This is a genomic window from Streptomyces sp. NPDC031274 (assembly GCF_055570235.1).
Genome location: NZ_JBVIHP010000013.1, coordinates 104705 through 130945 on the forward strand (window position 1 = coordinate 104705; position 26241 = coordinate 130945).

General features: G+C 69.8%; 24 protein-coding genes. 7 read left to right on the forward strand and 17 right to left on the reverse strand.

Annotation, left to right across the window (positions count from 1 at the left end):
- Positions 1–8 precede the first annotated feature (8 nt).
- Positions 9–920, forward strand: coding sequence for an ABC transporter ATP-binding protein (locus tag ACZ5CR_RS21655; protein ID WP_468859745.1), 912 nt, complete (start codon positions 9–11; stop codon positions 918–920).
- Positions 921–931: 11 nt separating this feature from the next.
- Entirely contained in the window at positions 932–1651 is a 720-nt protein-coding gene (locus ACZ5CR_RS21660; RefSeq protein ID WP_468859746.1) for an ABC transporter permease, read from the forward strand.
- A gap of 207 nt (positions 1652–1858) precedes the next feature.
- Here ACZ5CR_RS21660 and ACZ5CR_RS21665 read toward each other — a convergent pair whose 3' ends face one another.
- The 9 genes from ACZ5CR_RS21665 to ACZ5CR_RS21705 all read right to left on the reverse strand — a co-directional run bounded on the left by ACZ5CR_RS21665 (position 1859) and on the right by ACZ5CR_RS21705 (position 12164).
- Positions 1859–2716, reverse strand: a complete 858-nt coding sequence (locus ACZ5CR_RS21665) for an HAD family hydrolase (protein WP_468859748.1) — start codon at positions 2714–2716, stop codon at positions 1859–1861.
- Positions 2713–4002, reverse strand: a complete 1290-nt coding sequence (serS, locus tag ACZ5CR_RS21670; RefSeq protein WP_389902855.1) for a serine--tRNA ligase — start codon at positions 4000–4002, stop codon at positions 2713–2715. Before serS ends, ACZ5CR_RS21665 begins: the two co-directional genes overlap by 4 nt.
- Positions 4003–4684: 682 nt before the next feature.
- On the reverse strand, positions 4685–5620 hold the full coding sequence (pheA, locus tag ACZ5CR_RS21675; protein WP_468859750.1) for a prephenate dehydratase: 936 nt from the start codon (positions 5618–5620) through the stop codon (positions 4685–4687).
- Positions 5621–5794: 174 nt separating this feature from the next.
- Entirely contained in the window at positions 5795–7051 is a 1257-nt protein-coding gene (efeB, locus tag ACZ5CR_RS21680; RefSeq protein ID WP_468859752.1) for an iron uptake transporter deferrochelatase/peroxidase subunit, read from the reverse strand.
- Positions 7052–7062: 11 nt separating this feature from the next.
- On the reverse strand, positions 7063–9051 hold the full coding sequence (locus tag ACZ5CR_RS21685) for a copper resistance CopC/CopD family protein (protein WP_468859754.1): 1989 nt from the start codon (positions 9049–9051) through the stop codon (positions 7063–7065).
- 116 nt (positions 9052–9167) lie between these two features.
- The gene (locus ACZ5CR_RS21690) at positions 9168–9659 is read right to left on the reverse strand and encodes a copper chaperone PCu(A)C (RefSeq protein ID WP_468859755.1); all 492 of its coding nucleotides are present in this window, start codon (positions 9657–9659) and stop codon (positions 9168–9170) included.
- The gene (locus ACZ5CR_RS21695) at positions 9656–10306 is read right to left on the reverse strand and encodes an SCO family protein (protein WP_468859758.1); all 651 of its coding nucleotides are present in this window, start codon (positions 10304–10306) and stop codon (positions 9656–9658) included. The genes ACZ5CR_RS21690 and ACZ5CR_RS21695 overlap by 4 nt, the downstream gene beginning before the upstream one ends.
- Positions 10307–10386: 80 nt before the next feature.
- Complete coding sequence (locus ACZ5CR_RS21700) at positions 10387–11118, reverse strand: YcnI family copper-binding membrane protein (protein ID WP_468859967.1); 732 nt, start codon at positions 11116–11118, stop codon at positions 10387–10389.
- Positions 11119–11333: 215 nt separating this feature from the next.
- Positions 11334–12164: a hypothetical protein gene (locus ACZ5CR_RS21705; RefSeq protein ID WP_468859760.1), complete on the reverse strand. Its 831-nt coding sequence runs from the start codon at positions 12162–12164 to the stop codon at positions 11334–11336.
- Positions 12165–12514: 350 nt separating this feature from the next.
- On the opposite strand from ACZ5CR_RS21705, the gene ACZ5CR_RS21710 reads away from it, so the two are divergent.
- Entirely contained in the window at positions 12515–12958 is a 444-nt protein-coding gene (locus ACZ5CR_RS21710; protein ID WP_389902870.1) for an ATP-binding protein, read from the forward strand.
- Between the two features lie 23 nt (positions 12959–12981).
- Here the strand turns inward: ACZ5CR_RS21710 and pdxR are convergent, their stop codons facing one another.
- Positions 12982–14457 (reverse strand): MocR-like pyridoxine biosynthesis transcription factor PdxR, encoded by a 1476-nt coding sequence (pdxR, locus tag ACZ5CR_RS21715; RefSeq protein WP_468859762.1) that lies wholly within the window; start codon positions 14455–14457, stop codon positions 12982–12984.
- 41 nt (positions 14458–14498) lie between these two features.
- Between pdxR and ACZ5CR_RS21720 the strand changes: the two genes are divergently transcribed.
- Positions 14499–15086, forward strand: a complete 588-nt coding sequence (locus tag ACZ5CR_RS21720) for a carboxymuconolactone decarboxylase family protein (RefSeq protein ID WP_468859764.1) — start codon at positions 14499–14501, stop codon at positions 15084–15086.
- Between the two features lie 88 nt (positions 15087–15174).
- On the opposite strand, the gene ACZ5CR_RS21725 is transcribed toward ACZ5CR_RS21720, so the two are convergent.
- Both ACZ5CR_RS21725 and ACZ5CR_RS21730 read right to left on the reverse strand, forming a co-directional pair.
- Positions 15175–16671, reverse strand: a complete 1497-nt coding sequence (locus tag ACZ5CR_RS21725; RefSeq protein WP_468859766.1) for an aminopeptidase P family protein — start codon at positions 16669–16671, stop codon at positions 15175–15177.
- 99 nt (positions 16672–16770) lie between these two features.
- Positions 16771–18204 (reverse strand): PP2C family protein-serine/threonine phosphatase, encoded by a 1434-nt coding sequence (locus tag ACZ5CR_RS21730; RefSeq protein WP_468859768.1) that lies wholly within the window; start codon positions 18202–18204, stop codon positions 16771–16773.
- A gap of 541 nt (positions 18205–18745) precedes the next feature.
- Here ACZ5CR_RS21730 and ACZ5CR_RS21735 point away from each other — a divergent pair.
- Entirely contained in the window at positions 18746–19423 is a 678-nt protein-coding gene (locus tag ACZ5CR_RS21735; protein ID WP_468859770.1) for a bifunctional DNA primase/polymerase, read from the forward strand.
- Positions 19424–19480: 57 nt separating this feature from the next.
- On the forward strand, positions 19481–20095 hold the full coding sequence (locus ACZ5CR_RS21740; RefSeq protein ID WP_468859772.1) for a hypothetical protein: 615 nt from the start codon (positions 19481–19483) through the stop codon (positions 20093–20095).
- 204 nt (positions 20096–20299) lie between these two features.
- Here ACZ5CR_RS21740 and ACZ5CR_RS21745 read toward each other — a convergent pair whose 3' ends face one another.
- The 3 genes from ACZ5CR_RS21745 to ACZ5CR_RS21755 all read right to left on the reverse strand — a co-directional run bounded on the left by ACZ5CR_RS21745 (position 20300) and on the right by ACZ5CR_RS21755 (position 23005).
- The gene (locus ACZ5CR_RS21745) at positions 20300–21265 is read right to left on the reverse strand and encodes a DUF5926 family protein (protein ID WP_468859774.1); all 966 of its coding nucleotides are present in this window, start codon (positions 21263–21265) and stop codon (positions 20300–20302) included.
- Positions 21266–21512: 247 nt separating this feature from the next.
- Positions 21513–22130, reverse strand: a complete 618-nt coding sequence (locus ACZ5CR_RS21750; protein WP_468859776.1) for an ATP-binding protein — start codon at positions 22128–22130, stop codon at positions 21513–21515.
- Between the two features lie 62 nt (positions 22131–22192).
- Entirely contained in the window at positions 22193–23005 is an 813-nt protein-coding gene (locus ACZ5CR_RS21755; RefSeq protein WP_468859778.1) for a glycerophosphodiester phosphodiesterase, read from the reverse strand.
- A 184-nt stretch (positions 23006–23189) separates the two neighbouring features.
- On the opposite strand from ACZ5CR_RS21755, the gene ACZ5CR_RS21760 reads away from it, so the two are divergent.
- Positions 23190–24674, forward strand: coding sequence for a S1C family serine protease (locus ACZ5CR_RS21760; protein ID WP_468859780.1), 1485 nt, complete (start codon positions 23190–23192; stop codon positions 24672–24674).
- Between the two features lie 140 nt (positions 24675–24814).
- Here ACZ5CR_RS21760 and ACZ5CR_RS21765 read toward each other — a convergent pair whose 3' ends face one another.
- Positions 24815–25393 (reverse strand): DUF6221 family protein, encoded by a 579-nt coding sequence (locus tag ACZ5CR_RS21765; RefSeq protein ID WP_468859782.1) that lies wholly within the window; start codon positions 25391–25393, stop codon positions 24815–24817.
- A gap of 86 nt (positions 25394–25479) precedes the next feature.
- Positions 25480–26232, reverse strand: a complete 753-nt coding sequence (locus ACZ5CR_RS21770; RefSeq protein WP_468859784.1) for an ANTAR domain-containing protein — start codon at positions 26230–26232, stop codon at positions 25480–25482.
- Positions 26233–26241: the final 9 nt, after the last annotated feature.

Below are 26241 nucleotides of genomic sequence, written 5' to 3' on the forward strand. Positions count from 1 at the left end.
CCGCGCCCATGAGCACTATTCTCATCGACCACACCAGCCGCTGGTTCGGCAACGTGGTGGCGGTCAACGACATCACGATGAACGTCGGCCCCGGTGTCACCGGCCTCCTCGGCCCGAACGGCGCGGGCAAGTCCACCCTCATCAACATGATGGGCGGCTTCCTCGCCCCCTCCACCGGCAGCGTCACCCTCGACGCCAAGCCGATCTGGCGCAACGAAAAGATCTACAAGGACATCGGCATCGTCCCCGAGCGCGAGGCGATGTACGACTTCCTCACCGGACGCGAATTCGTCGTCGCCAACGCGGAGTTGCACGGTCTGGACGAGCGGGCCGCACACAAGGCACTCGCCACGGTCGAGATGGAGTACGCGCAGGACCGCAAGATCTCGACGTACAGCAAGGGCATGCGCCAGCGCGTGAAGATGGCCTCCGCCCTCGTCCACGAACCGTCCGTGCTCCTGCTCGACGAGCCGTTCAACGGCATGGACCCCCGCCAGCGCATGCAGCTGATGGAGCTGCTTCGGCGCATGGGGGACGAGGGCCGCACGGTCCTGTTCTCCTCGCACATCCTCGAAGAGGTCGAGCAACTGGCCTCGCACATCGAGGTGGTCGTGGCAGGGCGGCACGCGGCGAGCGGTGACTTCCGCAAGATCCGCCGACTGATGACCGACCGCCCGCACCGCTACCTGGTGCGTTCCAGCGACGACCGCGCCCTGGCCGCCGCCCTGATCGCAGACCCGTCGACGGCAGGAATCGAAGTCGACCTCAAGGAAGGCGCCCTGCGCATCCAAGCCATCGACTTCGGGCGCTTCACCGCCCTGTTGCCACGCATCGCCCGCGATCACGACATCCGGCTCCTCACGGTCTCGCCCTCGGACGAGTCCCTCGAGTCGGTCTTCTCCTATCTCGTCGCGGCCTGAAGGGAGCCATCGTGTACGACCCCACTGTCGCCCGGCTCACCTACCGGGGCCTGCTCGGCCGCCGCCGGGCTCTGATCCTCTTCGCCCTGCCCGTCCTGCTGATCGCCATCTCCGCCGCGGTCCGCGGATTCAGCGGCGCCGACGACCAGGTCGCCTCCGACCTCCTCGGCGGCTTCGCGCTCGCCACGATGGTGCCGATCATCGGCGTCATCGCGGGCACCGGAGCCATCGGCCCGGAGATCGACGACGGCTCCGTCGTCTACCTCCTCTCCAAGCCGGTCAAGCGGCCCACGATCATCGTCACCAAGCTCACCGTCGCCATAGCCGTGACCATGGCCTTCTCCGCGATTCCGACCTTCATCGCGGGCATGATCCTGAACGGCAACGGCCAGCAGATCGCCGTGGCGTACACCATCGCCGCTCTGGTCGCCTCGATCGCGTACGCCGCGATGTTCCTGCTCCTCGGCACCATCACCCGGCACGCGGTGGTCTTCGGACTCGTCTACGCCCTCGTGTGGGAGGCCCTCTTCGGGTCCCTCGTCTCCGGGGCGCGCACGCTCAGCGTCCAGCAGTGGTCGCTCGCCGTCGCCCAGAAGACCGCGGGCGGTGACCTGGTCACCTCGGACGTCGGACTGCCGGTCGCCACCGTGCTCCTTGTCGGCGTCACGGTCCTCGCCACGTGGTACGCCGGGCAGAAGCTCCGGTCGCTGAAGCTGGCCGGGGAGGAGTAGTCGCTGAGGAGCAGCCACTCCGTAGAGTCCCGCCCACGGGGGAGTTGCCCGGGGCGGCCGCTTCGAGCGCGTACTTCACTGCGCGGGTCGCCCACCCAACGTCGCACTGAGCCGGGGCCGAATCTTTCGGTGCCCGGCTCAGTGCGGTCGGCTCAGTGCGGTCGGCTCAGTGCGGTTGGCACAGTGCGGTTGGCACAGCGCGGTCGGTCAAGCCGTCAGGAATCGCTCGAGCACCGTCGCGATGCCGTCGTCCTCGTTCGACGCCGTCACCTCGTCCGCCACCGTCTTGAGTTCCTCATGGGCGTTGGCCATCGCCACGCCGTATGCCGCCCAGCCGAACATCGGGATGTCGTTGGGCATGTCGCCGAAGGCGATCGTGTCGGCGGCCTTCGCACCCAGGCGGCGGGCCGCGAGGGACAGGCCCGTCGCTTTGGAGAGGCCGAGGGGGAGCAGTTCGACGACGCCCTCGCCGGCCATCGTCACGCCGACCAGACCGCCCGCCACCTCACGGGCCACCGACGCCAAGGCGTCGTCGCTCAGGCCCGGGTGCTGGACGTACACCTTGTTCAGCGGAGCCGACCATAGATCGGCGACGTCCGTGAACGGGACGACGGGCAGCGGGCCCTCCTGCACCAGGTACCCGGGGCCGACGATCACCTCGCCGTCGAGGCCGTCACGGCTCGCGGCAAGCGCCAGCGGGCCGATCTCCGCCTCTATCTTGGCGAGGGCGATACCGGCCAGCTGCCGGTCGAGCGTGACCGACGTGAGGAGCCGATGCTCGCCCGCGTGGTAGACCTGCGCGCCCTGCCCGCACACCGCCAGGCCGTCATAGCCCAGGTCGTCGAGGATGTGCCGGGTCCAGGGGACGGCACGGCCGGTGACGACGATGTGCGCGGCGCCCGCCGCGGTGGCCGCGGTGAGCGCGTCGCGCGTGCGCGCCGAGACCGTGTCGTCGGAGCGCAGGAGCGTTCCGTCGAGGTCGGTCGCGACGAGCTTGTACGGGAAGGACGGCGTGGGAGAGGACGGATGGGGAGAGGACGGCGTGGCAGGAGCAGGGTGACTCACTTGTTGATGGGCTCCAGGATCTCTCGGCCCCCCAGGTACGGACGCAGTACCTCGGGCACCCACACGGAGCCGTCGGCCTGCTGGTGATTCTCCAGGAGGGCGACGATCGTGCGCGGGACGGCGCAGAGCGTGCCGTTCAACGTCGCGAGCGGCTGCGTCACCTTCTTGCCGTCGCTCTCGTCACGCATCCGGATCGACAGACGGCGGGACTGGAAGCTGTCGCAGTTCGACGCGGAGGTCAGCTCGCGGTACTTGCCCTGCGTCGGGATCCAGGCCTCGCAGTCGAACTTCCGCGACGCCGACGAGCCCAGGTCGCCCGTGGCCACGTCGATCACCTGGAACGGCAGGCCGAGGCCGGTCAGCCACTGCTTCTCCCACTCCAGGAGCCGCTGGTGCTCGTTCTCGGCGTCCGCCGGGTCGACGTACGAGAACATCTCGACCTTGTCGAACTGGTGCACGCGGAAGATGCCGCGGGTGTCCTTGCCGTACGTGCCCGCCTCACGGCGGAAGCAGGGCGAGAAGCCCGCGTACCGCAGAGGGAGCTTGTCGGCGTCGATGATCTCGTCCATGTGGTAGCCGGCGAGCGCTACCTCGGAGGTGCCGACCAGGTAGTAGTCGTCCTTCTCCAGGTGGTAGACGTTCTCGGCGGCCTGGCCGAGGAAGCCCGTGCCCTCCATGGCGCGCGGGCGGACCAGGGCGGGCGTCAGCATCGGGATGAACCCTGCCTCCGTCGCCTGCGCGATCGCCGCGTTCACCAGGGCCAGCTCGAGCAGCGCGCCGACACCGGTCAGGTAGTAGAAGCGCGATCCTGAGACCTTCGCGCCGCGCTCGACGTCGATGGCGCCGAGCGCCTCGCCGAGTTCCAGGTGGTCCTTGGGCTCGAAGCCCTCGGCCGCGAAGTCGCGAGGAGTGCCGATCGTGTCGAGGACGACGAAGTCCTCTTCGCCGCCGACCGGGACGTCCGGGTGGACGAGGTTGCCCAGCTGCCCCAGGAGACGCTTGGTCTCCTCGTCCGCCTCGTCCTGTGCGGCGTTGGCCGCCTTGACGGCGGTGGAGAGCTCGCCGGCCTTCTTCAGGAGCTCGGCCTTCTCGTCACCCGAGGCCTTGGGGATGAGCTTGCCGAGCGCCTTCTGCTCGGAACGGAGCTCGTCGAAGCGGAGCCCGGACGACCTGCGCCGCTCGTCGGCGGAGAGCAGGGCGTCGACGAGCGCGACGTCCTCTCCACGGGCGCGCTGGGAGGCGCGAACACGGTCGGGGTCCTCACGGAGCAGGCGAAGGTCAATCACCCCACCAGGCTACCGTCGAGCAGTTCCGGCTCTCGACTCGATATTCCACGCTATGGCGTTATGACCGATTTGCCGGAATGGGAATTCCGGAAAGCGGCTCGATGGGTTCCGGTTCGATTCAAGGGTCGGCCAGGGGTCGGTTCCAGGTCAACGGAAAGCGTGTCATTCCCCGATATGAGGCAGAGGGGGTTCGCCTCCTTGACCCGATCCCCTTGCGCGGAACGGGACTTGGCGCGCTGGTTGTCCACAGGGATATCCCCTGTCGAAAAGTTATCCACAGGCTGTGTGAAAGATCTGTGGATGCCGGAAGGGGTCGTTCCGAAAGCCGCAAGCGCGACGAAGGATTCCCGTCCCAAACCACCCGCACACCCACTTTCGAGTGGAAATGGTTCGCTCCAAAGAGTTGATCAATGGAAAAGAGTGGACGAGGGGTGACGTGCTCGACTGTGGACGGACTTGTGGGTTGTAGGCCGATTTGTCGACCATGTCACGCTTCGTTGTCGACTTGTCCCCAGGTCGAGAAGGGGGCCTGTGGATAACTTTGTGGACAACGTAAATCAGCAGGTAAGACCGCTCAGGAACCACTCAGCAACCACTCAGCAACCAGTCAGGAACCAGTCAGGAATCGCTCAGGGAGCGCTGAGGGAGCGCTGAGGAACCGCTGAGGGCTGCTGAGGACCGCTCAGAACCGGCCGTCCTGGCACTGCGTCAGCCAGTCCGACGCCGCGAGGAACTCGCCATCGGTCGTCCCGGGCCGCAGCGGCGGCAGGTCGCCGGGCGCCACACCCGCCCGCGGGTACGACCCGAGGAAGCGCACCTGCGGGCAGATCCGCTTGAGGCCCATCAGGGCCTCGCCCACGCGGCGGTCCGTGATGTGCCCTTCGGCGTCCACGGAGAAGCAGTAGTTACCGATGCGCTGGCCGGTGGGCCGCGATTCGATCCGCATCAGGTTGACCCCACGTACGGCGAATTCCTGGAGCAGTTCGAGCAGGGCGCCCGGGTGGTCGTCGCCGAGCCAGATGACCACCGAGGTCTTGTCCGCGCCGGTGGGCGCGGCGGGCCGGGCCGGGCGGCCGACCAGCACGAAGCGGGTCTCGGCGGTCGCCGCGTCGGCGATGTTGCTGACCAGCGGTTCGAGGCCGTACGTCGCCGCCGCGAACTCGCCCGCGAAGGCCGCGTCGAAGCGTCCCTCCTGGACCAGGCGCGCGCCGTCCGCGTTCGACGCCGCCGACTCCCACAGGGCGTCAGGGAGGTTCGCGGCGAGCCAGTTGCGGACCTGGGGCTGGGCCACGGGGTGGCCGGTCACCGTCTTGATGTCCTTGAGCTGCGTGCCGGGCCGCACGAGCAGCGCGAAGGCGATCGGCAGGACGACCTCGCGGTAGATCATCAGGGGCTCGCCCTTGGCGAGTTCGTCGACGGTGGTCGTGACACCGCCCTCGACCGAGTTCTCGATCGGTACGAGCGCCGCCGCCGCGTCACCACTGCGGACCGCGTCAAGGGCGGCCGGTACGGACACCATCGGGACGAGCTCCCTGGTGGCCGCTTCCGGGAGCGTACGGAGGGCAGCCTCGGTGAAGGTGCCCTCGGGGCCGAGATAGGTGTAGCGCATCGCCGACATACCGTCACCCTAATGGCCTGTACGTGGCCTGGCTCACGCGTCTCACGAAGCGGCACCTGCCTCTCCCGTGCACAGGTACAGCGGCACCTGCCTCCCCCGTGCACAGGTACAAGGGATGAGGATGAGGCTCGCCCCTCCACGGCTCACCTCTCCACGGCTCACCCCTCCGACGACTCACCCCTCCAGCAACCGCTGCCCCACGTACTCGCCCTTCGCCGCCCCGCCCGGCACCGCGAAGAGGCCGCTCGCCTCGTGCCGGATGAACTCCGAAAGGGCGTCCCCCCGGTCGAGCTTGCGCTGCACCGGAACGAAGCCGCGGAGCGGGTCGGCCTGCCAGCACACGAAGAGCAGGCCCGCGTCCGGCTCCCCGCTCTTGTCGAAACCGTCGTGGTACGAGAACGGGCGGCGCAGCATCGCGGAGCCGCCGTTCTGGTCGGGCCGGGTGATGCGGGCGTGGGCGTTGAGGGCGATGACGTACTTGCCGTCCGCGCCCGCCTTCTCCAGCTTCGGCTCGGTGGTCTCCGTACCGCCGGTCAGCGGTGAGCCGTCCGACTTGTGGCGCCCGATGACCGCCTCCTGGTCCTTGACGCCGAGCTTCTCCCAGTCGTCGAGGAGCATCCGGATGCGACGTACGACGACGTACGAGCCGCCGGCCATCCACGAAGGGTCCCGTGCGGCTCCTGTGGCGGGAACGTAGATACGTCGGTCGAAGTCGTCCTCCGACGGCTTCGGGTTGTTCGAGCCGTCGATCTGGCCCATGAGGTTGCGCGTCGTCATCGGCTGCGCGGTCGCGCCGGGCGAGCGGTTGAACCCGTTCATCTGCCAGCGCACCCGCGCCGCGTCCCCGGCCTCCTTCTGGATCGCGCGCAGCGCGTGGAAGGCGACGAGCGGGTCGTTCGCGCCGATCTGCACCCACAGGTCGCCGTCGCTGCGCGCCTTGTCGAGGTGGTCGGAGGAGAAGTCGGGCAGCGGGTCGAGCGCGGACGGGCGCTGCTTCTCCAGGCCGGTGCGCCCGAAGAAGCTGTGCCCGAATCCGAAGGTGACGGTCAGGGACGACGGCCCCGCATCGCGGGCGACATCCGTGTCCTCGCCCGTCGTGGCCTTGCCCGCCATCAGCAGCTCGGCCGTCGCCGACCAGCGGCGCAGCAGGGCGGCCGCCTCCTTGCGGCCCGCGCCCGCCGCCAGGTCGAAGGCCACCAGATGTCCCCGGGACTGGACGGGCGTGGTGATGCCCGGCTGATGTTTCCCGTGAAACATGACCTCGTCCGCGCCGAGGGACGTCAGCGACGCCGCCCGGCCCGTCGACGAGGCGTCCGAGGTGTCCGAGGGCGCCGCGGCGTACCCGGCCGCACCGCCCGCCGCGCCGAGCGCGAGACCGGTGGCGCCGGCGGTGCCGATCAGCCGCCGCCTCGAAATCCCGTTGTCCGCCATGGTGGTTCCGTTCAGCCGATCTGCGCGTTCTTGTTCACGGTCACTTGGTCGATGTCGGACGTGCGGACGGTCACCGCGATCTTCCAGTCGCCCGCCATCGGAATCTGCACCCCGCTCGAACTCCAGTGTCCGGTGGCGATGTGGTCGGGGACGACGGGCAGTGGGCCGAGGTCCTTCGACTTGAGGGTGAAGGAGACCTTCACCTCGGGGATGTCGAAGGCGCTGCCGTTCGGCCGCTTCACGAAGATGTGCATGTCGTTGCTGCCGGTGCGGCCCGGGTCGAGGTCGAGCTGCAGGGTGCCCTTGCCGTCCGAGGAGCCGGTGTCGAAGGGGATCTTGAGGGTGAGCGGTCCTGACCGCTGAGCGGCGGCCGCCGTCTTCGAAGCTGCCGCTTCCTCCTCCGTGCGCCCCGGCTCGGTGGAGGTGAGGATCGTGGTGACGGCGAGCAGGACGACGGCGACGCCCGCCTCGGCGAGCACGGAGCGGCGCAGGCCGGAGCGGTTGGGGTCGGCGTCGCGGATCCGCTTCTCGCGGGCGGTGCTGATGGCGGCCTGCTGGCGGGCGAGTTGGGCGGAGCGCGTCGAGTCCTTGGAGTCCTGAGAGCCCTTGGATGTCTTGGAGTCCTTGGAATCCTTGGAGTCCGCGCCGGTGGCCCCGGCGGGCACCGTCACCGGCTTCTTCTCCACGCGCTCGGCCGCGGCGTTCTTCTCCGAAAGCTTCTCCGAAAGCTGCCCCGCAGGCTTCTCTGAACGCTTCTCCGCGCGCTGCTCGACGACGGTCGCCGCCGCGGCCTCCGGGGCCATGTCGCCCGCCTGTTCCGCGATCCGTGCCGTCCAGCGCCGCGAGATCCAGGCAATGCCGACGAGGACGGCCACCAGGCCGACCTTGAGGAGGAGCAGCTGTCCGTACCGCGTACCGGTGAGCGCCGACCACGAGCCGACCTGCCGCCACGACTGGTACAGCCCGGTCGCGGCGAGGGCGATGACGCTGCAGAACGCCACCCGTGAGAAGCGCCGCACCGCGTCGCTGTCCACCGACGGCGCGAAGTAGAGGGCGACGACGAGCGCCGCGAGCCCGCCGAGCCAGGCGGCGACGGCGAGCAGGTGCACGACGTCCACGGGCATCGCGAGTCCGGCCTGGATACCGGTCGACGCGTGCTCGGCCATGGCCCAGGTCGCGCCGAGCCCGAGGGCGACGACGCCTCCGCCGATCGCGAGCCCGAAGGTGAGGTCCTTGCGTTCCTTGGGGTCGGTCCGCTTCTCGTACGCACCGAAGAGCACCGCGATGAACAGCGCGGCGGCGGCGAGCAGCAGCAGCCGTGAGACCAGCGCGGCTCCCGTCTTCGTTTGAAGTACGTCGCCGAGCTTGGCCATGTCGAAGGCGTCGGCGAGCTTCCCCGACCCGGTGTAGGGCGCGCGCAGCAGGAGCAGTACGAGGGTGGAGGCGGTGAGCGTGACCCAGCCGGACACCACGAGGCGCTGCACGGGCCGCACACCGGCGCCGCGCGGCCAGCAGCCGAGCACGAAGGCCGCCCCGCCGACGACGAGGATGAATCCGGCGTACGAGAGGTAGCGCGCGAAGCCGTAGAGACCGCCGACGAATCCGCCGCCCACTTCCTGGTCAGGCAGCGCGACCTTCGTGTCGGACGGCGCGCCCACGGAGAAGGTGAAGGCCCCGGAGATGGGGTGGCTGTCGGCGGAGACGACTTGGTAGGCGACGGTGAAGGTGCCGTCGGGCAGCCCCTTGTGCAGCTTCACGCCGTAGGTGTTGGACCCGAGGTCACTGGTCTTGCCGGTGTCGACGCGCTTGCCGGCCGGGTCGAGCACCCGTACGGAACCGTCGGACATGGCGACCTTCTCGGAGAAGGTCAGCGACACACTGGCGGGCGCCTTGTCGACCACCGCCCCCTGCTTGGGGTCGCTTCCCGTCAGCGCCGCATGGGCGGAGACGGGGGCCGCCGCGGCGAACAGCGCGCCGAGGAAGACGGCGACGACGAGCATGAGCCGTCCGACGCCGGGTGGTATCCCGAAGCGCGCTGCGGCCCCGGAGCGAGCTCTGGTGGCCCCGGAGCGTTCTCCACAGCGGGGAGCGATGGTCTGCATCAGCGATCAGTCCCTCAGTGCGACGCGTGCTTGCCGGGCTTGGGGTTGTACGTGGCGGCCTTCACCGGAACCTCGATCTCGATCGGGTCCGACTTCTCGAAGTGCAGCGTCACCGCGACCTTGTCGCCCTGCTTCGGCTTGTGCTTGAGCTCCTCGAACATGAGGTGGTTGCCGCCCCGCGCGAAGTCGAGCTCGCCGTTCGCGGGTACGTCGAACGACTTCTGCTCCTTCATCGCGCTGTCCTTGGTGCTGTGCAGCGTGACCTTCTCGGCGATGGAGCTGGTCACCGACGTGAGCTTGTCACCGCCGCCCTTGTTCGTGACGGTGAAGAACCCGGAGGCCATGGTGTCCATGGCGGGTTCGGGCATGAAGGCACCGGCGACCTTGAGCTCGGGCTTGTCCGACGCCTTGGCGCCTTCCTTGCCGCCGGACGAGTCCGAGCAGCCAGCGAGGGCGAGCCCCGCCGTCAGCGCCATGGCCCCGCTGATGAGTGTGCGGCGGTTCACGGAGTCGCTCCCTTGATGATCTTGGGGAGGTCCTTGGTGTAGTCGTCCACGGTGGTGTCCTCGCCGTACAGGACGTAACCGGCGTCGGTCTTCGGCGAGAACGCGATGACCTGCGTGCCGTGCATCGAGACGACCTTGCCCTTCTCCTTCTTGGAGGGCTCGATGCTGATGCCGAGGGTGCGGGCGCTGCCCTGGATGGTCTCGAAGTCACCGGTCAGACCGATGAAGTCGGTGTCCTGGGCCTTGAGCCACTTGCCGAGGGCGGCAGAGGTGTCGCGCTCGGGGTCGGTGGTGACGAAGACGACCTGGAGCTTGTCCTGTTCGGCCTTGGGCAGCTGCTTCTTGGCGACGGCGATGTTGCTCATCGTCAAGGGGCAGACGTCCGGGCAGTTGGTGTAGCCGAAGTAGATGAGCGTCGGCTTGCCCTTGGTCCGCTCGCGCAGGTCGTACTTCTTGCCGTGCGTGTCCTTGAGGACGAGGTCCGGCTTCTCGAAAGGCTTGTCGAGGATGGTCGCGGCCTTGTCCCCGTTGGACTCGACGGAGACGTCCGCGACGGGCTTCTTGCTGTCGTCACCACTGCCGCAGGCGGACAGGGTGAGGGTGGCCGCGGCCAGCATGGCGGCGGCGATCAGCTTCTTCTTGCGCATACGAAAATGTCCCAGATGTGAGGGGGCCCGGGCGCACCGGGGGCAGGCGAAACGCCCCCGGTGCGGCCCGAAGGAGTGGCTCAGCTGTTGGTGCGCCGACGTCCGGCGAGCACGCCGAACGCCACGCCGGCGGCGCCGACGACGATGCCGACGATGCCGAGGACGCGGGCGGTGGAGTCGCTGCTGTCGGAGGCGGCGGCGGACTCGCTCTTGTCGCCCGACTTCGCGTCTTCCTTGGCGTCGTCGTGTGAGGCGGCGGCGCCGTGGCCGTCCTCGGAGGCGGCGGTGAGCGCGAGGGCCGGAGCCGGGTGCTCCGGCTCCTCCTGGCCCTTCTGCTGCGGCTCGATCCAGCGGACGACGTCCTTGTTGTCGTACGTCTGTACGGCCTTGAAGACCAGCTCGTCGGCGTCCTCGGGGAGCGCGCCGATGGACAGCGGGAACTTCTGGAAGGAGCCCGGCTGGACACCCTTGCCGTCGGCGGTCCAGGTGACCTTGGAGACGGCCTCGTCGATCTTCTCGCCGTGCATCTCCAGCGGCTTGTCGAGCTTCGCCTTGGTGACCTTCACGGTCCAGCCGGGTACGGGCTGCGTCATGACGGAGGCGAGCGGGTGGTCCTCGGGGAAGGACACCTCGACCTTGTTGGTCGCGGCGTCGTCCATCTCGTTCGGCACCTTGAAGTTGACCGTGGCGTAGCCGCCCTTGGCGGCCTCGCCCTCGGCCGTGACGCTGACGTGCGCGAAGGCGGGGACGGAGAGCAGCAGGACGGCGGTGGCGGCGACGCCACCGACGACGGAGACGCGGGAGGCCTTCATGCCCTTCACGGAGGACAGGCCGGACAGAGAAGACAGAGCAGACAGAGCAGACATGGCGGAACACTCCACTTTCAGCGGTGGTGACCAGCAGTGCTGACCGGGTCAGCAGTGGTGATCAGGGGAGAGGGCGCGGCGACGAACCGAGCGGCACGCGCGCGTGGACGCCGCAAGGCGTGACGCACCTCTCCGTAGTGCTGCGGCAGGAGTGCGTCGCGTCAGGCAGCGAGTGCGAGTGCGGCGGCGGCCGGCGGACCCCGCCTGGTCACCGTGTGCTGGAGCGCGGTGGTGTGCGGCTTCGGTGGTACGAGGAAGGTGGCGCGCGGAGTCCGGGCCTCCACGCCGGGCGCTCCGGGGAGGCCGGCTCGCAGGGCGCGTACGAGTGCGAGCGCCCCGCGCAGGGAACGTACGAGCGCCCCTTCGGCGACTCCGTACGCCCCGTGGGCCGAGAGCCGCACGAGTCGAAGGAGCGCGATGTCGCCGCGGCGCAGCAGCCATCCGGCGGCGACGGCGGCGAGTACGTGCCCCAGGAGCATCGGAAGCGACGGGAGCAGCGACATCGAGTCCATCGCGGTGTCCGCCGCCGTCGCCGCGGCCGGGGCGCTGTGCTGGTGCATGGCGTGGCCCGCGGCCCCGCCGCCCGGCTCCAGGCCCGACGTCGTCAGGATCCGGTGTGCCTGGGCGGGGCTGAGGTTGGCCGCACCCGCCCCGCACACCAGACGCGCGGCACGCTCCACCAGGGAGGTGTCGGTGGTCGCCACCGCGGAGCCGCCGTGCTGGCCGGCCCCGAAGAGCGCGTGCAGGCCCACCTGGCCGGCGGCGAGCAGGGCGGCGATGCCCGGCAGTGACCGCTCACGCCCGGCGAGCGGTGCCGCGACGGCGAGGACGGCGATGAAGCCGACGCCGAGTGTCCACAGCGGGACGGCGGCGCAGGAAGCGAGCACATGGCCCCCGGCGGACAGCACGACGCAGAGCACGGCGAACACCGCGGCTCTCAGCAGCCGGAGATCGAATCCGGCGCGCACCTCGCGCTGGTGGGGGGCAGTCATGGCCGGAACATCATTGCACTGGGCTTACCCGCCGCATACGGCAGGTCCGCAAGCTCCCGTGCGTGCCGATACGCGCCGATGCGTATCGATCCGTGCCGATACACGACGAGGCATGCCGATGAGCGCTAGTGGATGCCGATGGGTGCTGATCAATAACCATCAGCACCGAATGGGTGTCTTTGCGGATTTCTCCTCGGGGCTCCGAAGTGCCTTGTGGGGGACGTGTCTACACCGTCCCGAGTCGTCCGCGCGTCGGCCGTATGGGCGGCATCACGTCAACTGCGCGCTTATACACCGGCGCTTGCGGCAATACGTATCGGTATGTCGAGCCGCGGCCAGGAGGCTGGAGCATGAGCATGTGGTGGTCTCTCCATTTGCGGCGCGAAGCTGCGAGCGTCCCGCTGGCCCGTCGGCTCCTGATCGGCACGATGGAGACCGCGGGGGTGGATCCCGACGTCTCGTACGACCTGTCGGTGGCTCTCAGCGAGGCCTGTGCCAACGCGGTGGAGCACGGCGGGGCGACGGTCTCCGAGGGGGCGGCCGGTGCCTATCGGGTGACGGCGTACCTCGACGGCGAGAAGTGCCGCATCGAAGTGGCTGATTCCGGTCCAGGATTCGTTCCCGTCGCGCAGCGCGCATCCGACACCGCCGAACACGGCCGGGGTCTCTATCTCATCCAGGAGCTCGCCGATCATGTGCACTTCGGCAACAGGCCGGGGGGCAGGGGCGGCGCGGTGATCAGCTTCGACAAGATCCTCAAGTGGCGTGAGGACACGCCGCTCGTCACGGCCTGAGGGCGCTTGAAGGTTCCCGCCGCTCAGCCGGGTGGCAGCGCCCTGCACAAGGCTTCGAGCGCCGCTCCGTAGGCGTGCTCCGGCGGCGTGGAGTAGCCGACGACCAGACCGTCGGGCGCGGGCATCGTGGCCTCAGGGTGGCGGAATTCGGCGAGGCCCTCCAGCGCGAGGCCCTGCCAGGCGGCCGCCTTCGCCGTGGACTGTTCGGTGCCGGGCGGCAGCCGCAGGACGGCGTGCAGGCCCGCTGCGACACCGGTCGGGCTGATGTGCGGGGCGTGCGTGGCGAGGGCGGTGACGAGCTGATCGCGGCGGTGGCGGTAGCGCTGACGCATGCGGCGGATGTGCCGGTCGTAGTGGCCCGACTCGATGAGGTCGGCGAGCGTGAGCTGGTCGATGACACTGACCCACGCCTCCCGTTCGCCCTTCGCCGCGAGTACTCCTTCGATGAGGTGTTCGGGCAGAACGAGCCATCCCAGGCGCACCCCCGGGGAGAGGCTCTTGCTCACCGAGCCCATGTAGACGACGCGTTCGGGATCCAGCCCCTGTACGGCGCCCACGGGCTCCCGGTCGTAGCGGAACTCGCCGTCGTAGTCGTCCTCCAGGACGAGGCCGTCGCGGGTACGTGCCCAGTCGATCACCGCCGCGCGCCGGGACGGGTGCAGGGGGCCACCGGTAGGGAACTGGTGTGCGGGCGTGAGCAGCACGCTCCGGACTCGCTGACTCTCGGTCAACTCCTCGATCCTGGCGCCCTTTTCGTCGAGGCCGAGCGGAACCGTCCGTACGCCCGCGGTGTCGAGGATCGACCGATGAAAGCCGAGCCCGTACGACTCCACCGCGATGGGGTGTCCCCTGCCCGAGCGAAGCCGAGAGCTGGGGGAAGGACCGCGCAACACCCCGCCTCCCCCGCTCCCGAACAGCAGCCGCAGGGCGTGCGCGAACCCGGAGCACACCACGATCCGCTCCGGGTCGGTACGCACCCCGCGAGCGCGCCCCAGGTAGCCCGCGAGCGCCCGGCGCAGCTCGACGCGCCCCTGCGGGTCACCTGGTCCGAAGGCCTCGTTCGGCGCGGAGTTGAGGGCGCGCCGGGCCGAGGCGAGCCAGGCGGTGCGCGGGAAGGAGGCGGCGTCCGGCTGGCCCTGGCGCAGGTCGTACGTGGGCGCCGCGGGCGTCGTCGGTCGGGCGGGCGCCCGCTTGGGGAGGCGGCCGCGCGCGGGAGGCGCCGCCCGTTCGGCCACCCGCGTGCCTGACCCCTGCCGCGCGGTCAGCCAGCCCTCGGCGACCAGCTCGGCGTAGGCGTCGGCGACGGTGTTGCGGGCGATGCCCAGATCGGCGGCGAGGGAGCGGTAGGGCGGAAGCCGCGTCCCCGGAGCGAGCCGCCCCTCGCGCACGGCGTCGCGCAGCGCGCGGATGAGCACGGCGCGGCGGCCTCCCGCCCCGGAGAGCTCCAGGTGCAGGTCACTCCCGATGCGCTCGGCCAAATTGACCCATGATTCCGCCATGAAAGTGCACCCTAGCCGAGGTCTTTCCGGCCCGTAGATTCATGGTCATGACGAACAACGAGAACACCACACAGACCGCCGCACAGACCGCCGCACAGACCGCCACGCAGCCCTCCGCACAGGCCTCCGCACGGACCGCCACCCAGACCTCCGCGCTGCCCCACACCCACACCCACGCCCACACCCCCCGTCTCAACTTCGCCAAGGCCGCCCCCAAGGCCTTCAAGGCCGTGATCGGACTCGACGCCGCCGCCCGCGAGGGCCTCGACCCGACCCTGGTCGAGCTGATCCAGATCCGCGCGTCGCTCCTCAACGGCTGCGCCTACTGCCTGCACATGCACACCTCCGACGCGCGCAAGGCGGGCGAGGACGAGGTGCGGCTGCACATGGTCGGCGTCTGGCGCGAGGCCAGGAAATTCTTCACGGAGAAGGAGCAGGCGGCGCTCGACCTGACCGAGGCCGTCACGCTCGTCCACCAGGGCGGAGTCCCGGATGACGTCTACGCCCGCGCGGCGGCGCACTTCGACGAGACGGAGCTCGGCCACGTCCTGGCCCTGATCTTCACCATCAACACCTGGAACCGCATCGCCCTGAGCACCGCCAAAGTGGCGGGCGAGGATGAGCGCTAGGCCCTGGCCCCCCGGAACGCGAAACCGGGCCCCTTCTTAAAGAAGAGGCCCGGTCCGGTTAAAGAAGCGGCCTGGTCCGGCAGGATGCTCAGCCCTTGAGCTCAGCCATCCACGCCTCGACGTCATCGGCACGCCGCGGCAGCGCGGCCGACAGGTTCTTGTTGCCGTCGGCCGTCACGAGGATGTCGTCCTCGATCCGCACGCCGATACCGCGGTACTCCTGCGGCACCGTCAGGTCGTCCGCCTGGAAGTACAGGCCGGGCTCGACCGTCAGGCACATGCCGGGCTCCAGGACACCGTCGGCGTACGTCTCACGGCGCGCGGCCGCGCAGTCGTGGACGTCCATGCCGAGCATGTGACCGGTGCCGTGCAGGGTCCAGCGGCGCTGGAGACCCAGCTCCAGGACGCGCTCGACCGGGCCCTCGACGAGCCCCCACTCCACGAGCCTCTCGGCGAGCACGCGCTGTGCGGCGTCGTGGAAGTCGCGGTACTTGGCGCCCGGCTGCACCGCCGCGATGCCGGCCTCCTGGGCCTCGTACACGGCGTCGTAGATCTTCCGCTGCAGCTCGTCGAAGCGGCCGTTGATCGGCAGCGTCCGCGTCACGTCGGCGGTGTAGTACGTGTGCGTCTCCACACCGGCGTCGAGCAGCAGCAGCTCCCCGGAGCGCACGGCGCCGTCGTTGCGCACCCAGTGCAGCGTCGTGGCGTGCGGGCCCGCGGCGCAGATCGAGCCGTAGCCGATGTCGTTGCCGTCGACGCGGGCGCGCAGGAAGAACGTGCCCTCGATGTAGCGCTCGCTGGTCGCCTCGGCCTTGTCCAGGACGCGTACGACGTCCTCGAAGCCGCGGGCCGTCGAGTCGCACGCCTTCTGCAGCTCGCCGACCTCGAACTCGTCCTTGACCAGCCGGGCCTCGGAGAGGAAGACGCGCAGCTCCTCGTCGCGCTCGGCGGTGACCTTGTCGGTCAGAGCGGCCTCGATACCGGCGTCGTAGCCGCGGACGGCCCGGACGGAACCGGTCGCCTCGCGCAGCTGTGCGGGCAGCTCGCGCACGTCGGACGCCGGGATGCCGTACAGCGTCTCGGCCTCGGTGAGGGAGTGCCTGCGGCCGACCCACAGCTCGCCCTGGCCGTCCAGCCAGAACTCGCCGTTCTCGCGGTCGGAGCGCGGCAGCAGATAGATGGTGGCCTCGTGGCCGCTCGTGCCGTCGGCGAAGTCAGTCGGCTCCAGGACCAGGACGCCGTCCTCGGTCTGGTTGCCGGTCAGGTACGCGTACTCGACGGAGGAGCGGAAGGCGTACTCGGTGTCGTTCGAGCGGGTCTTGAGATTGCCCGCCGGGATCACCAGACGCTCGCCGGGGAAGCGCGCGGAGAGCGCCGCGCGGCGTGCGGCGGTGTGTTCGGCCTGGGCGATCGGCTGCAGGTCATGCAGCTCGGTGTCGGCCCATCCGGACTTCATGTTCTCGGCGAGCTCGTCGGAGACGCCCGGGTACAGCCCGTTCTTGCGCTGCTTGATCGGCTCTTCTTCGGACTCGATCTCCAGGCCTTCCGGGTTCTCCGGGTTTTCCCGAATGAGCTCCTCCGACACGATCTGCCTCCTATGTACGACACTGGACCCCCTCCATCGTACGGGCGTACGGAAGGGGGCCCAGAGCTGGAAGGCCCATTACATGCCGTATCGCGGACGTCACTCGAAGCGGGCCGCGAGCAGAACCACGTCCTCGTCGCTGTCGGCCGTGTCGAGCCCGTCCGGCAGCATCGTCCGCAGGACGTGATCGGCGAGCGCGTCCGGGTCGTCGCGCACCGATTTCGGCACGCTCGCCGCCGCCGCGTGCAGCCGCGCGAAGGCCCGGTCCATCGGGTCGCCGGTGCGGTGCAGCAGGCCGTCCGTGTAGAGAAGCACCGTTTCTCCAGGCTCGGTCTTGAACTCCACGCTCGGCGCTTCCCAGCAGGCGAGCATCCCGAGCGGCGCCGAGAGCGAGGTCTCCACGAACTCCGTGCGCCGTTCGCCGATCACCAGAGGCGGGCTGTGCCCCGCTCCCGCCAGGACGATCTTGCGCTGCGCCGGTTCGCAGTAGGCGAAGAGGGCGGTCGCCGACCGCGCGGGCTCGGTGAGCCGCAGGAGCAGCTCCAGATCGGACAGTACGGCGACGGGGTCCTCGCCCTCCATCACGGCGTACGCGCGCAAGGAGGCCCGCAGGCGCCCCATCGCGGCGACGGCGCTCGGTCCCGACCCGGTGACGGAGCCGACCGCGAGGCCGAGCGCGGCGTCGGGCAGCGGCAGCGCGTCGAACCAGTCGCCGCCTCCGCGCGCGCAGGTGCGGTGCCGGGCGGCGAGCTGCACCCCGGCGACCCGCGGCAGGCGTGAGGGCAGCAGCTCTTCGCGCAGGGTGGACTCGGTCGTGCGGGCGCGGTCCAGTTCGATCAGCCGCGCCAGGTGCTCGGCGGCCTGGCGCGCGTAGAGGCCGACGAGGTGGCGCTGGCGCTCGCCGGGCTCCGCGGGCTCGTCGTACAGCCAGACGGCGGCGCCGATCCGGCCCGTGGCCTCGGAGGACAGGGGCAGCGCGTAGCTCGCGGCGTAGCCGAGGCGGGTGGCGACCTCGCGGTGGCGGGGGTCGAGGGTGCTGTCGGCGAGCAGATCGGCGTTGACGATCTCGGTCTCGGCGCCGGGCGGCGCGGACGGTGCGTCGAGGAGCCGCCCGAAGGCGGTGGCGGCGCGGGGCACCGTCTCGATGTGGCCGAGGTCGGCACGGGTGAGGCCGAGGCCGATGGTGGTGTCGGGGCCGAGCCGGTCGCCGGGCTCCAGGACGAGCAGGCCGCGGCGGGCGCCGACCAGGGCGGCTCCGGCGTGCAGGAGCTCGTGCAGGGCTTCGTCGAGGGTGACCGTCCGGGCCAGGCGCTCGGTGAGCTCCTGCAGGGTGGTCAGATCGGAGATCCAGCCCGCGAGCCGGTCCTGGATCATGAGGGTGGGTGCGGCCTGGACCTGTGGTGCGGGCGCGACAGTGTGGGCTGGTGACGGAACAGTTGAATCGATTCCGGCCACTTTCGGAAGATGCGGAGGGTTCATGGCTGACGGCTTTCCGGCCGGTGCGTATTGCTCAATAGCATCGCAAACCCCCATGTCGTTCTGCGCCGCTAGCAATGTTCTCCACATCTACACGCACTGGTTAGGGGATGTCCAGCATTGTCCAGCTGGGATTCGTGGTGTCCGTGGGATTTCTGGGGCATATCAGCGATCTTGTTAACTTGGCTCAAAAGCGACCGAGGCGGCGGTCTATTGCGATCGACTGAGATTGTTCAACAAGGGGGTACCTCTCAAGCCCTCAGGCTCGGGAGGCGCGTCACAGCGGCCGTGATGGGTACGTACTCGGTGATGACCAGGGGCAGTTGAGATCCGCCCGGAACCTGGTGAAGGAACCGGGCGTCTTAACTCACGACGACCGTGCCCCATCCTCCCGTGGGGGAGGCGGCGAAAAGTACGCGGGACAGCAAACGCCAGGCACCGCCACCCCACGCCACGCTAACGCTCGGCCCCCTAGGGGTTCCCCATGCCGCAGGCTGGGGTGTGATGCGCCAGTTCTACGCACAGCGAAGTGATCCACACATGGTGTGATGTGGCCCGCCGTGTTCCTCGGCGTGTAAACGGAAAGGAACGAGCGCTCATGCGCGAGATCCTCGGAAGGCGACGCAGGCTCCTGTCCAGGCTCACCGGCAGGAAGTCTGACCAGAGTCCCGGTCTGCTCGGCGCGGCTTTGACCTTCACGACGGCATGGAAGTGGTCCGTGGTGCCGGGCGTCGGGCTCGACCGGCGAGACAGTACCCACTGCACCTGCCCCGACCCCGACTGCACAGTGCCAGGAGCGCATCCTCTCGATCCCGGCCTGCTGGCCGCGACGACCGACGAGCGCATGGTGCGCTGGTGGTGGACGAACCGCCCGGACGCGCCCATCGTGCTCGCGACCGGCGGCAGCGCTCCGTGCGCCGTCAGCCTGCCCGCGATCGCGGGTGCGCGCGCCCTGGCCGCGCTCGACCAGATGGGCATCAGGCTCGGCCCGGTCGTGGCGACCCCCGCCCGCCTCTTCCTGCTCGTCGCGCCGTACTCCATGGAGCAGTTGGGCGAACTGCTGTACGCCAAGGACTACGTCCCCGGTTCTCTGCGCTTCCACGGAGAGGGCGGATATCTCGCCCTGCCCCCCTCCGAGACGGGCCAGGGTCCTGTGACCTGGGAGCGGGCTCCGCTGCCCGGATCCGCGGCGCCGTGGGTGCCCGATGTCGAGGCCGTGGTGGACGCGGTGGTCGACGCCCTCACTCGTACGGGTGTGAGCGCGCCCGAGTTGTAGGGGAAATGGGCGTGCGGCGCGCCGGACGTCCATCAAACGTCGTTAGTGTCAGGGCCCATGAACCCCCGCCTGATCGCGCTCATGGGCGTCGTGGCCATTACGGTTCTCCTGCCGCTCGCCGGCGCGTTCGCGGGGCCCGTGGGCGACGGCGACGCCGAAGCCAAGCCGCTGGAGCGGCAGACGGACACGGCGCCGGGGGCGGCGCCGGACCCCGACGCGAAACAGCCCTCTACGGAGCGGTCGACTTCGAAACGGCCCTCTACGGAGAAGCCGACTTCGAAACGGTCCGCTACGGAGGGCGCGTCGCTCCTCGCGGGACTCGGCCTCGACAGCGCCGCCCAATGCGGCCCCGAACTCACCTCGCCCAAGGGCATCGAAGCCCAGACCTGTGTCCTGACCCAGGGGCACGACACCTGGGGACGCACGTACTACCGCAACACGACCGGCGACGACCTGGACGCCGTACTGACCCTCATGGGTCCTGGCGGACGCACCGTGCAGATGCACTGCGCGGTGGGTGCGGCGGACGAGCCGGGGGCGTGCGAGACGCCGCGGGAGCGTACGACGGGGAATGCGGAGGCGTATTCGGCGGTGGTGGAGTTCGCCGACGGGAGTGGCGGACCGTTGCTCCTGCGCTCCGGAAGCAACTCCGGGCGGCCGAACGCCAGTTGATACCGCAGGTCAGGCCGGGCGGAGGGCCGGACATGCAAGCGCCCGGTTGCTGGCGACGGGGGATGCACCAGCAACCGGGCTATCTGAACGGTAACAAGAGATCTGCTCTGGGCAAATTCGATCTCGGATATCCAGACAGGGATTTACCTGCGACGACGGGGAGTTGTGACAGGGGTCACGCGCCCCGACCGACTGACTGGTGGGTCAGCTCAGCGTCACCTGGCGGTTGGTGAGACCGCCGCGCGCCCGGCGCTCCTCCGGCGTGAGCGGGGCATCGCTCTCCAGCGCTGTCGCGAGCCGCTCGGCGAACTCGGCGGCGGGCTTCTCGATGTCCTCGGCGCTCATTCCGGTCGGCAGGTCCCACACCGGCACCGTCAGGCCGTGCGCACGGAAGGAGCCGACCAGACGGGTGCCTTCGCCGAGACTCGACTTACCCGCCGCGTGCAGCCGGGCGAGCGCGTCGAGGAGCTGCTCCTCGGGGTGCGGCATGACCCAGCGCAGGTGGTTCTTCTCCGGGGTCTCGCACCAGTACGCGGAGTCCACGCCGGAGAGCTTCACGGTCGGGATCGCGGCGGCGTTCGCCCGCTCCAGGGACGCGGAGACCTCCGTGGACGCGTTCTCCGAGTCCGGCACCCAGAACTCGAAGCCCGCGTGCACGATCGGCTGGAATACGCCGTCGGGGTCGAGGACGTCCTGCAGGCGCGGTCCGTCGGCGGGGGCGCGGCGGGCCTGGACCGGAGAGCCGGGCTCGGCGGTCAGGGCGCGCTGGAGGGTGTCGGCGAGGTCGCGGCTGATGTCGCCGGACGCGGTGTCGTTCTGCAGGCCGAGCAGGACCGAGCCGTCGTCGCGGCGCAGCGCGGGCCAGGCCATCGGAAGGACGGTCGCCAGGGACACGGAGGGCACGCCGTCGGGCAGCCCGTCCTTGAGGGGCAGTTCGACGGTCGCCGCCGGGACGAGCTCGCGCAGAGCCACCCAGTCGCCCTCGCCGGGCAGGCCTTCGAAGGGGCGCTGCACCAGTTCGGTCACCGCGTGCGCGGCGGCCCGGCCGTGACAGGCCTTGTAACGGCGGCCCGAACCGCAGGGGCAGGGTTCGCGGGCACCGACGACAGGGACCTGCCCGTCCGTCAGTTGCGGCTGCTTGCCCTTGGTCTGAGGGCGCTTCTTGGCCATCTTGGGTGTCTCCCGGATGCGGCTTTCCAGCGTGGCTCTTCGTACGTCTTGGGCGTACGGGCGCGAGCCTAGTCGCTCACCCACAGGGGGCCGGGAATCGGCCTGAGTCGGCCCGCGTCGGCCTGAGCCAAGTCGAGGTCGTGGGTAGGGGCCGTGGGTCGGGATCTGTGCCGAGGCCGTCAGCCGCAGTCGTCGATCAGCCGCGGTCGTCGATCAGTCGCAGCCGTCGACCAGCCGCAGCCGTCGATCAATCGCGGTCGTCGAAGGGGTCCGCGTACGCGAGGTCCGGTATCGCGGCGCGCGACGGGGGCGCGACGCGCGTAGCGAAGTCCTCGTGGCGGTGCCCCGCATGGACGACGACCCACACCGTGACCTCGCCGTGGGTGTCGTCGCGCACGCCCCACGCGTCGGCGAGTGCCGTGATGATGTTGAGCCCGCGACCGCCGTGCGCGGTGACCGAGGGCGTGGCGGGGACGGGGCGGGTCGGGCCACCGCCGTCCGTCACCTCGACCGTCAGCCGTCCCGTCGTGTCCATGTGCCAGGCGGCCCGGACGTCACCGTCGCCCACCATTCCTTCGCCCAGCGGCCTGCCGTGCCGACAGGCATTGCTGAGCAATTCCGAAAGGACAAGTACGGCATCGTCGACGACCGATTCAGGCATCCCGTTCATACGCAGCTGATCGCGCATCCGGTGCCTTGCTTCCCCCACGCCCGACGGGCCATGAGGTACGGCCATACTCGACGACGCGGGCACCTCCCGTGCCACCACCAACGCCACCCCCGAGACCTCCTTCGCCCCACGCCACGGTGTGAATGCCCCAATGGACTGGACCGGAAACCGGCCAATCCTTGTGCGGTGACGCACTCGTGACGATCGAATACGGAACGAACGCGCCGGTGCACACCCCGTAATCGACGAGGTTGCGGTTAGCGGCGGCCCAGCTGGGACAGCACCTGTTTGGGGCGATTGGTGATGATGGCGTCGACGCCGAGTTCGGCGCAGAGCTCGACGTCCTCGGGCTCGTTCACGGTCCACACGTGCACCTGGTGCCCCGCGCGTTTGAGTTTGGCCACGTAGGCGGGGTGATTGCGGATGATCCGCATGCCAGGACCGGCGATCCGAACGCCCTCGGGGAGGCGGCCGTCGCGGTGGCGCGGCGAGATGAACTGCATCAGATAGACGGTCGGCAGGGTGGGGGAAGCGGCCCGCACCCGGTGCAGGGAGCGCGCGGAGAAGCTCATGACGCGCACGGGAGAGGGGCCGTCGGCCGGTGGGGAATCCAGACCGAAGCGCTTCAGTAGAAGGAGCAGCCTTTCCTCGACCTGGCCCGCCCAGCGAGTGGGGTGCTTGGTCTCGATGGCCAGCTGGACGTTGCGCCCCGATGCGTTGCTTTCGGCCACAAGATCGAGCAGCCGCTCCAGGGTGAGGACAGAGGTGTCCTCCCAGTCGGGGCCTTCGTCGGCCTCACCGTGGTCGTTCTTCCAGGAGCCGAAGTCGAGACCGGCGAGGTCGGCGAGCTCCAGGGCCGACACGGCTCCTCGGCCGTTCGACGTACGGTTCACGCGACGGTCGTGGACGCAGACGAGGTGCCCGTCCGCGGTGAGGCGTACATCGCATTCGAGAGCGTCGGCACCGTCCTCGACCGCCCTCTTGTACGCGGCCAGCGTGTGCTCGGGTGCGTCTTCGGAGGCTCCGCGGTGGGCGACGACCTGGATCTGGTGCTGTCGTGCGAGGGTCACCGCGTCATGGTGCCATCACGGGGTACCCGCAGCGTGCCCAAGGGGTGGCGCACACAGAGCCGGATCCACAGGATCGGCTTATGGTGCCCTGACAGCCCATGGGAAAAGCTGACTGCAGACACATGCACAGTTGGCACAGCCAGGCCGTGACCGAGAACGACAGCGTGGACCGAGGAGAAGAGCTGTGAGCACCGAGAACGAGGGCAACGAGGTACCCCCGGCCCCGTCAGCGCCTCCTGTGCCGGTGGAAACCCCCGCAGCTTCCGCCGAGCCCGCGACGCCCGCTTCCGCCGCGCCCGATCCCGCGGTGCCGTCTTCCGTGGCGCCGTCTTCCGCGGGGCACGCCCAGGACCCGGCGGGACACCAGGCTCCCGCGCACGCCGGTGCCCCCGTCGGCGCGCCCCCGCACGCCTCCGGGGCCGGGACCGGAGCCTGGCCGCCTCCGCCGCCGCCCGCGGTTCCTTTGTACGCCCAGGACGGCGGCTCGGGAGCCGGATGGGGCGCGTCGTACGCGGCGCAGCACCCGGAGGAGCCCAAGCCCGCGGGCCGACGCGGTGGACTGATCGCCGCGGTGCTCGTGGCCGCGCTGGTCGCCGGCGGTGTCGGTGGTGGCATCGGCTTCTGGGCCGCCGAGCGCAACGACAACAGCACGGGCTCGACGACGGTCTCCGCGTCGAACACCCCGGCCGACCTCAAGCGCGACCCCGGTACGGTCGCCGACATCGCAGGCAAGGCACTGCCCAGCGTCGTCACCATCGAGGCCCAGGGCGGCAACGGCGAGGGCGGCACGGGCACCGGCTTCGTCTACGACAAGCAGGGCCACATCCTCACGAACAACCACGTCGTGGCCTCCGCGGCCGAAGGCGGCAAGCTCGCGGCGACGTTCTCGGACGGCAAGAAGTACGAGGCCGAGGTGGTCGGCCGCGCCGAGGGCTATGACGTGGCGGTCATCAAGCTCAAGAACCCGCCGTCGAATCTGAAGCCGCTCCCCCTCGGCAACTCCGACAAGGTGGCCGTCGGCGACTCGACGATCGCCATCGGCGCCCCCTTCGGCCTCTCGAACACGGTCACCACCGGCATCGTCAGCGCCAAGGACCGCCCGGTGACCTCCAGCGACGGCGCGAGCAACAAGAGCTCGTACATGAGCGCCCTGCAGACCGACGCCTCCATCAACCCCGGCAACTCCGGCGGCCCGCTGCTCGACGCGGGCGGCGCGGTCATCGGCATCAACTCCGCGATCAAGCCCGCGGAGAGCGGCGGCGGCCTCGGCGGTGGCGGCGGCCAGTCCGGTTCCATCGGCCTCGGCTTCGCGATCCCGGTCAACCAGACCAAGTACGTCGCCGAGCAGCTCATCAAGAACGGTCAGGCCGTCTACCCCGTGATCGGTGCGTCGGTCTCCCTCGAGGAGGGCTCGGGCGGCGCCACGATCTCCCAGAAGGGCGCGAGCGACTCGCAGGCGGTCACTCCGAACGGCCCCGCGGCCAAGGCGGGACTCAAGCCCGGCGACGTCATCACGAAGCTGGACGACACGGTCATCGACAGCGGCCCGACCTTGATCGGTCAGATCTGGACCCACAAGCCGGGCGACACCGTCGAGATCACGTACAAGCGCGACGGCAAGGAGCACAAGGTCGACGTGGTCCTGGGCCAGCGCAAGGGCGAGAGCTGACCTGCAGCTGCTCCTGTCCCCTCCCCGCACCGCTCTGAGCGGCGGCGCGGGGAGGACGGCCCTTGAGGCCGACGCGTCGACTCACCGCGAAGTGGCCAGCCGGGTATCTGCCAGGGCTTGCGGCTCGCGGACTGTGGAAGTCATGGCCGCCATTCCTCCTGCCACAGCGAGTGCAGCTCGTAGTTCACGGCGAGTATCTGCAGATCCAGCAGGGCGTCCATCTCGTTGCGGGGCCAGCCTGGGGCGGTGTGGTCGGCTTCGCGGACGGCGGTCTCACTGATGTGGGCGATGCTCCGGCGGGCAGCGATCTTCTGGTGCATGTGGTGCGGGGTGCGGCAGCCGCACCCGGGCGGTCCGTGGCTGCCGGGCACTTCGGCCGCCGAGCAGTCGGTTTCGTGGAACAGGTCGGCGGAAGCCGCCTCCTCGTCCAGGCGGGCGTGCACGAAGGCGGCCAGAGCGGTGAGCTGTACGGTCGGCGCTGTGCTGGCGGGCAGGGGTGCGCTGGGCGGAGCGGACTCAGTCGTACCGTCCTCGCGTCGGAGCGAAGAGAGCCGCTGCTGTCGGTCCGCGCGGGTTTGCACGGCCCGCAGTCGCATCTCCACCGCGTCGGACCGCATTTGGTGGGCCCTGCCGAACGCATCCCGGGCCATGCGGCACAGATGCTCGCAACGCTCGAAGGAGTTGGCGCTTTCCAAGGTGTCGACCGAGTTGGGCATCATGCCTCCTCAGCAGTTGCCGTGCGACGGGCCGAGCGACGGGGCGTGCGACAGGTCCCTGAGCGCATCCCTACTCATGTGCCCGACTCTCATGTGCCCGACGCGTCCTGGCTTGGATCGCCGACGGCAGGCAGTGCGTGGGGGAGATCCCGTATGGCGATGACCTCTTGGGCGACGGTGGCCAGTCGTGTGCGGTGATGGCGAGCGTGGCGGCGCAAGGTCTCGAAGGCCTCGGTGGGGGAGATACCGCGGCGGGCGGCGAGGAAGCCCTTGGCCTGTTCGATGAGGATGCGGCTGTGCAGCGCGGTACGGAGCTGTTCGGTGAGGGTGTCGGCCTGCTGGAGGACACGGGCGTGGAGCAGGCCGATGGCGGCCGCGTCGGCGAACGCCTGTGCCAGAGAGAGGTCGGCGGCCGGCAAAGGAGCATGGCCGGTGCGCAGAAGCAGCAGGCTGCCGAGGGGCTCCTGGCGTAACCGCAGGGGCACGGCACCGGCATAGGTGTAGCCGGCGGCGCGGGCCTGGAAGGTGAAGTCGCGCCAGACGGCGGGAGCACTGCCGAGGTACCTGGGGGTGACGGCGGCGGCAGTGCGGTGGGCGTGGACGGCGGGGCCTTCGCGTACGGCCATATCGAGTACCGCGGCCCTTGCGGGATCGGCGCCGCAGGCTGCCGGGTTGTACAGGTCCGATTCCGGGGATGCCAGCAGGACAGCGGCGTCCGCGATGTCAAGGATGTCGCGGCAGCGGAAGGTCAGCAGCTCCACGAAGTCGATGACGTCGAAGTCGTCCGCCATGGTGTCGGCGAGCTCCACGAGAGTGCGGGTGATCTTCTCTTCCCTGCTCATCCTCGTCCC

What these genes read in the sequence shown, in the direction of transcription:
- ACZ5CR_RS21730 (WP_468859768.1), bottom strand. Translation starts at nt 18,204, where the DNA reads ATGGGGGTTTGCGATGCTATTGAGCAATACGCACCGGCCGGAAAGCCG.
- efeB (WP_468859752.1), bottom strand. Translation starts at nt 7,051, where the DNA reads ATGGCGGACAACGGGATTTCGAGGCGGCGGCTGATCGGCACCGCCGGC.
- ACZ5CR_RS21765 (WP_468859782.1), bottom strand. Translation starts at nt 25,393, where the DNA reads ATGATGCCCAACTCGGTCGACACCTTGGAAAGCGCCAACTCCTTCGAG.
- pdxR (WP_468859762.1), bottom strand. Translation starts at nt 14,457, where the DNA reads ATGGCGGAATCATGGGTCAATTTGGCCGAGCGCATCGGGAGTGACCTG.
- ACZ5CR_RS21735 (WP_468859770.1), top strand. Translation starts at nt 18,746, where the DNA reads ATGCGCGAGATCCTCGGAAGGCGACGCAGGCTCCTGTCCAGGCTCACC.
- ACZ5CR_RS21720 (WP_468859764.1), top strand. Translation starts at nt 14,499, where the DNA reads ATGGTCATGACGAACAACGAGAACACCACACAGACCGCCGCACAGACC.
- pheA (WP_468859750.1), bottom strand. Translation starts at nt 5,620, where the DNA reads ATGTCGGCGATGCGCTACACCTATCTCGGCCCCGAGGGCACCTTCACC.
- ACZ5CR_RS21705 (WP_468859760.1), bottom strand. Translation starts at nt 12,164, where the DNA reads ATGACTGCCCCCCACCAGCGCGAGGTGCGCGCCGGATTCGATCTCCGG.
- ACZ5CR_RS21695 (WP_468859758.1), bottom strand. Translation starts at nt 10,306, where the DNA reads ATGCGCAAGAAGAAGCTGATCGCCGCCGCCATGCTGGCCGCGGCCACC.
- ACZ5CR_RS21740 (WP_468859772.1), top strand. Translation starts at nt 19,481, where the DNA reads ATGAACCCCCGCCTGATCGCGCTCATGGGCGTCGTGGCCATTACGGTT.
- ACZ5CR_RS21710 (WP_389902870.1), top strand. Translation starts at nt 12,515, where the DNA reads ATGAGCATGTGGTGGTCTCTCCATTTGCGGCGCGAAGCTGCGAGCGTC.
- ACZ5CR_RS21685 (WP_468859754.1), bottom strand. Translation starts at nt 9,051, where the DNA reads ATGCTCGTCGTCGCCGTCTTCCTCGGCGCGCTGTTCGCCGCGGCGGCC.
- ACZ5CR_RS21655 (WP_468859745.1), top strand. Translation starts at nt 9, where the DNA reads ATGAGCACTATTCTCATCGACCACACCAGCCGCTGGTTCGGCAACGTG.
- ACZ5CR_RS21770 (WP_468859784.1), bottom strand. Translation starts at nt 26,232, where the DNA reads ATGAGCAGGGAAGAGAAGATCACCCGCACTCTCGTGGAGCTCGCCGAC.
- ACZ5CR_RS21745 (WP_468859774.1), bottom strand. Translation starts at nt 21,265, where the DNA reads ATGGCCAAGAAGCGCCCTCAGACCAAGGGCAAGCAGCCGCAACTGACG.
- ACZ5CR_RS21700 (WP_468859967.1), bottom strand. Translation starts at nt 11,118, where the DNA reads ATGAAGGCCTCCCGCGTCTCCGTCGTCGGTGGCGTCGCCGCCACCGCC.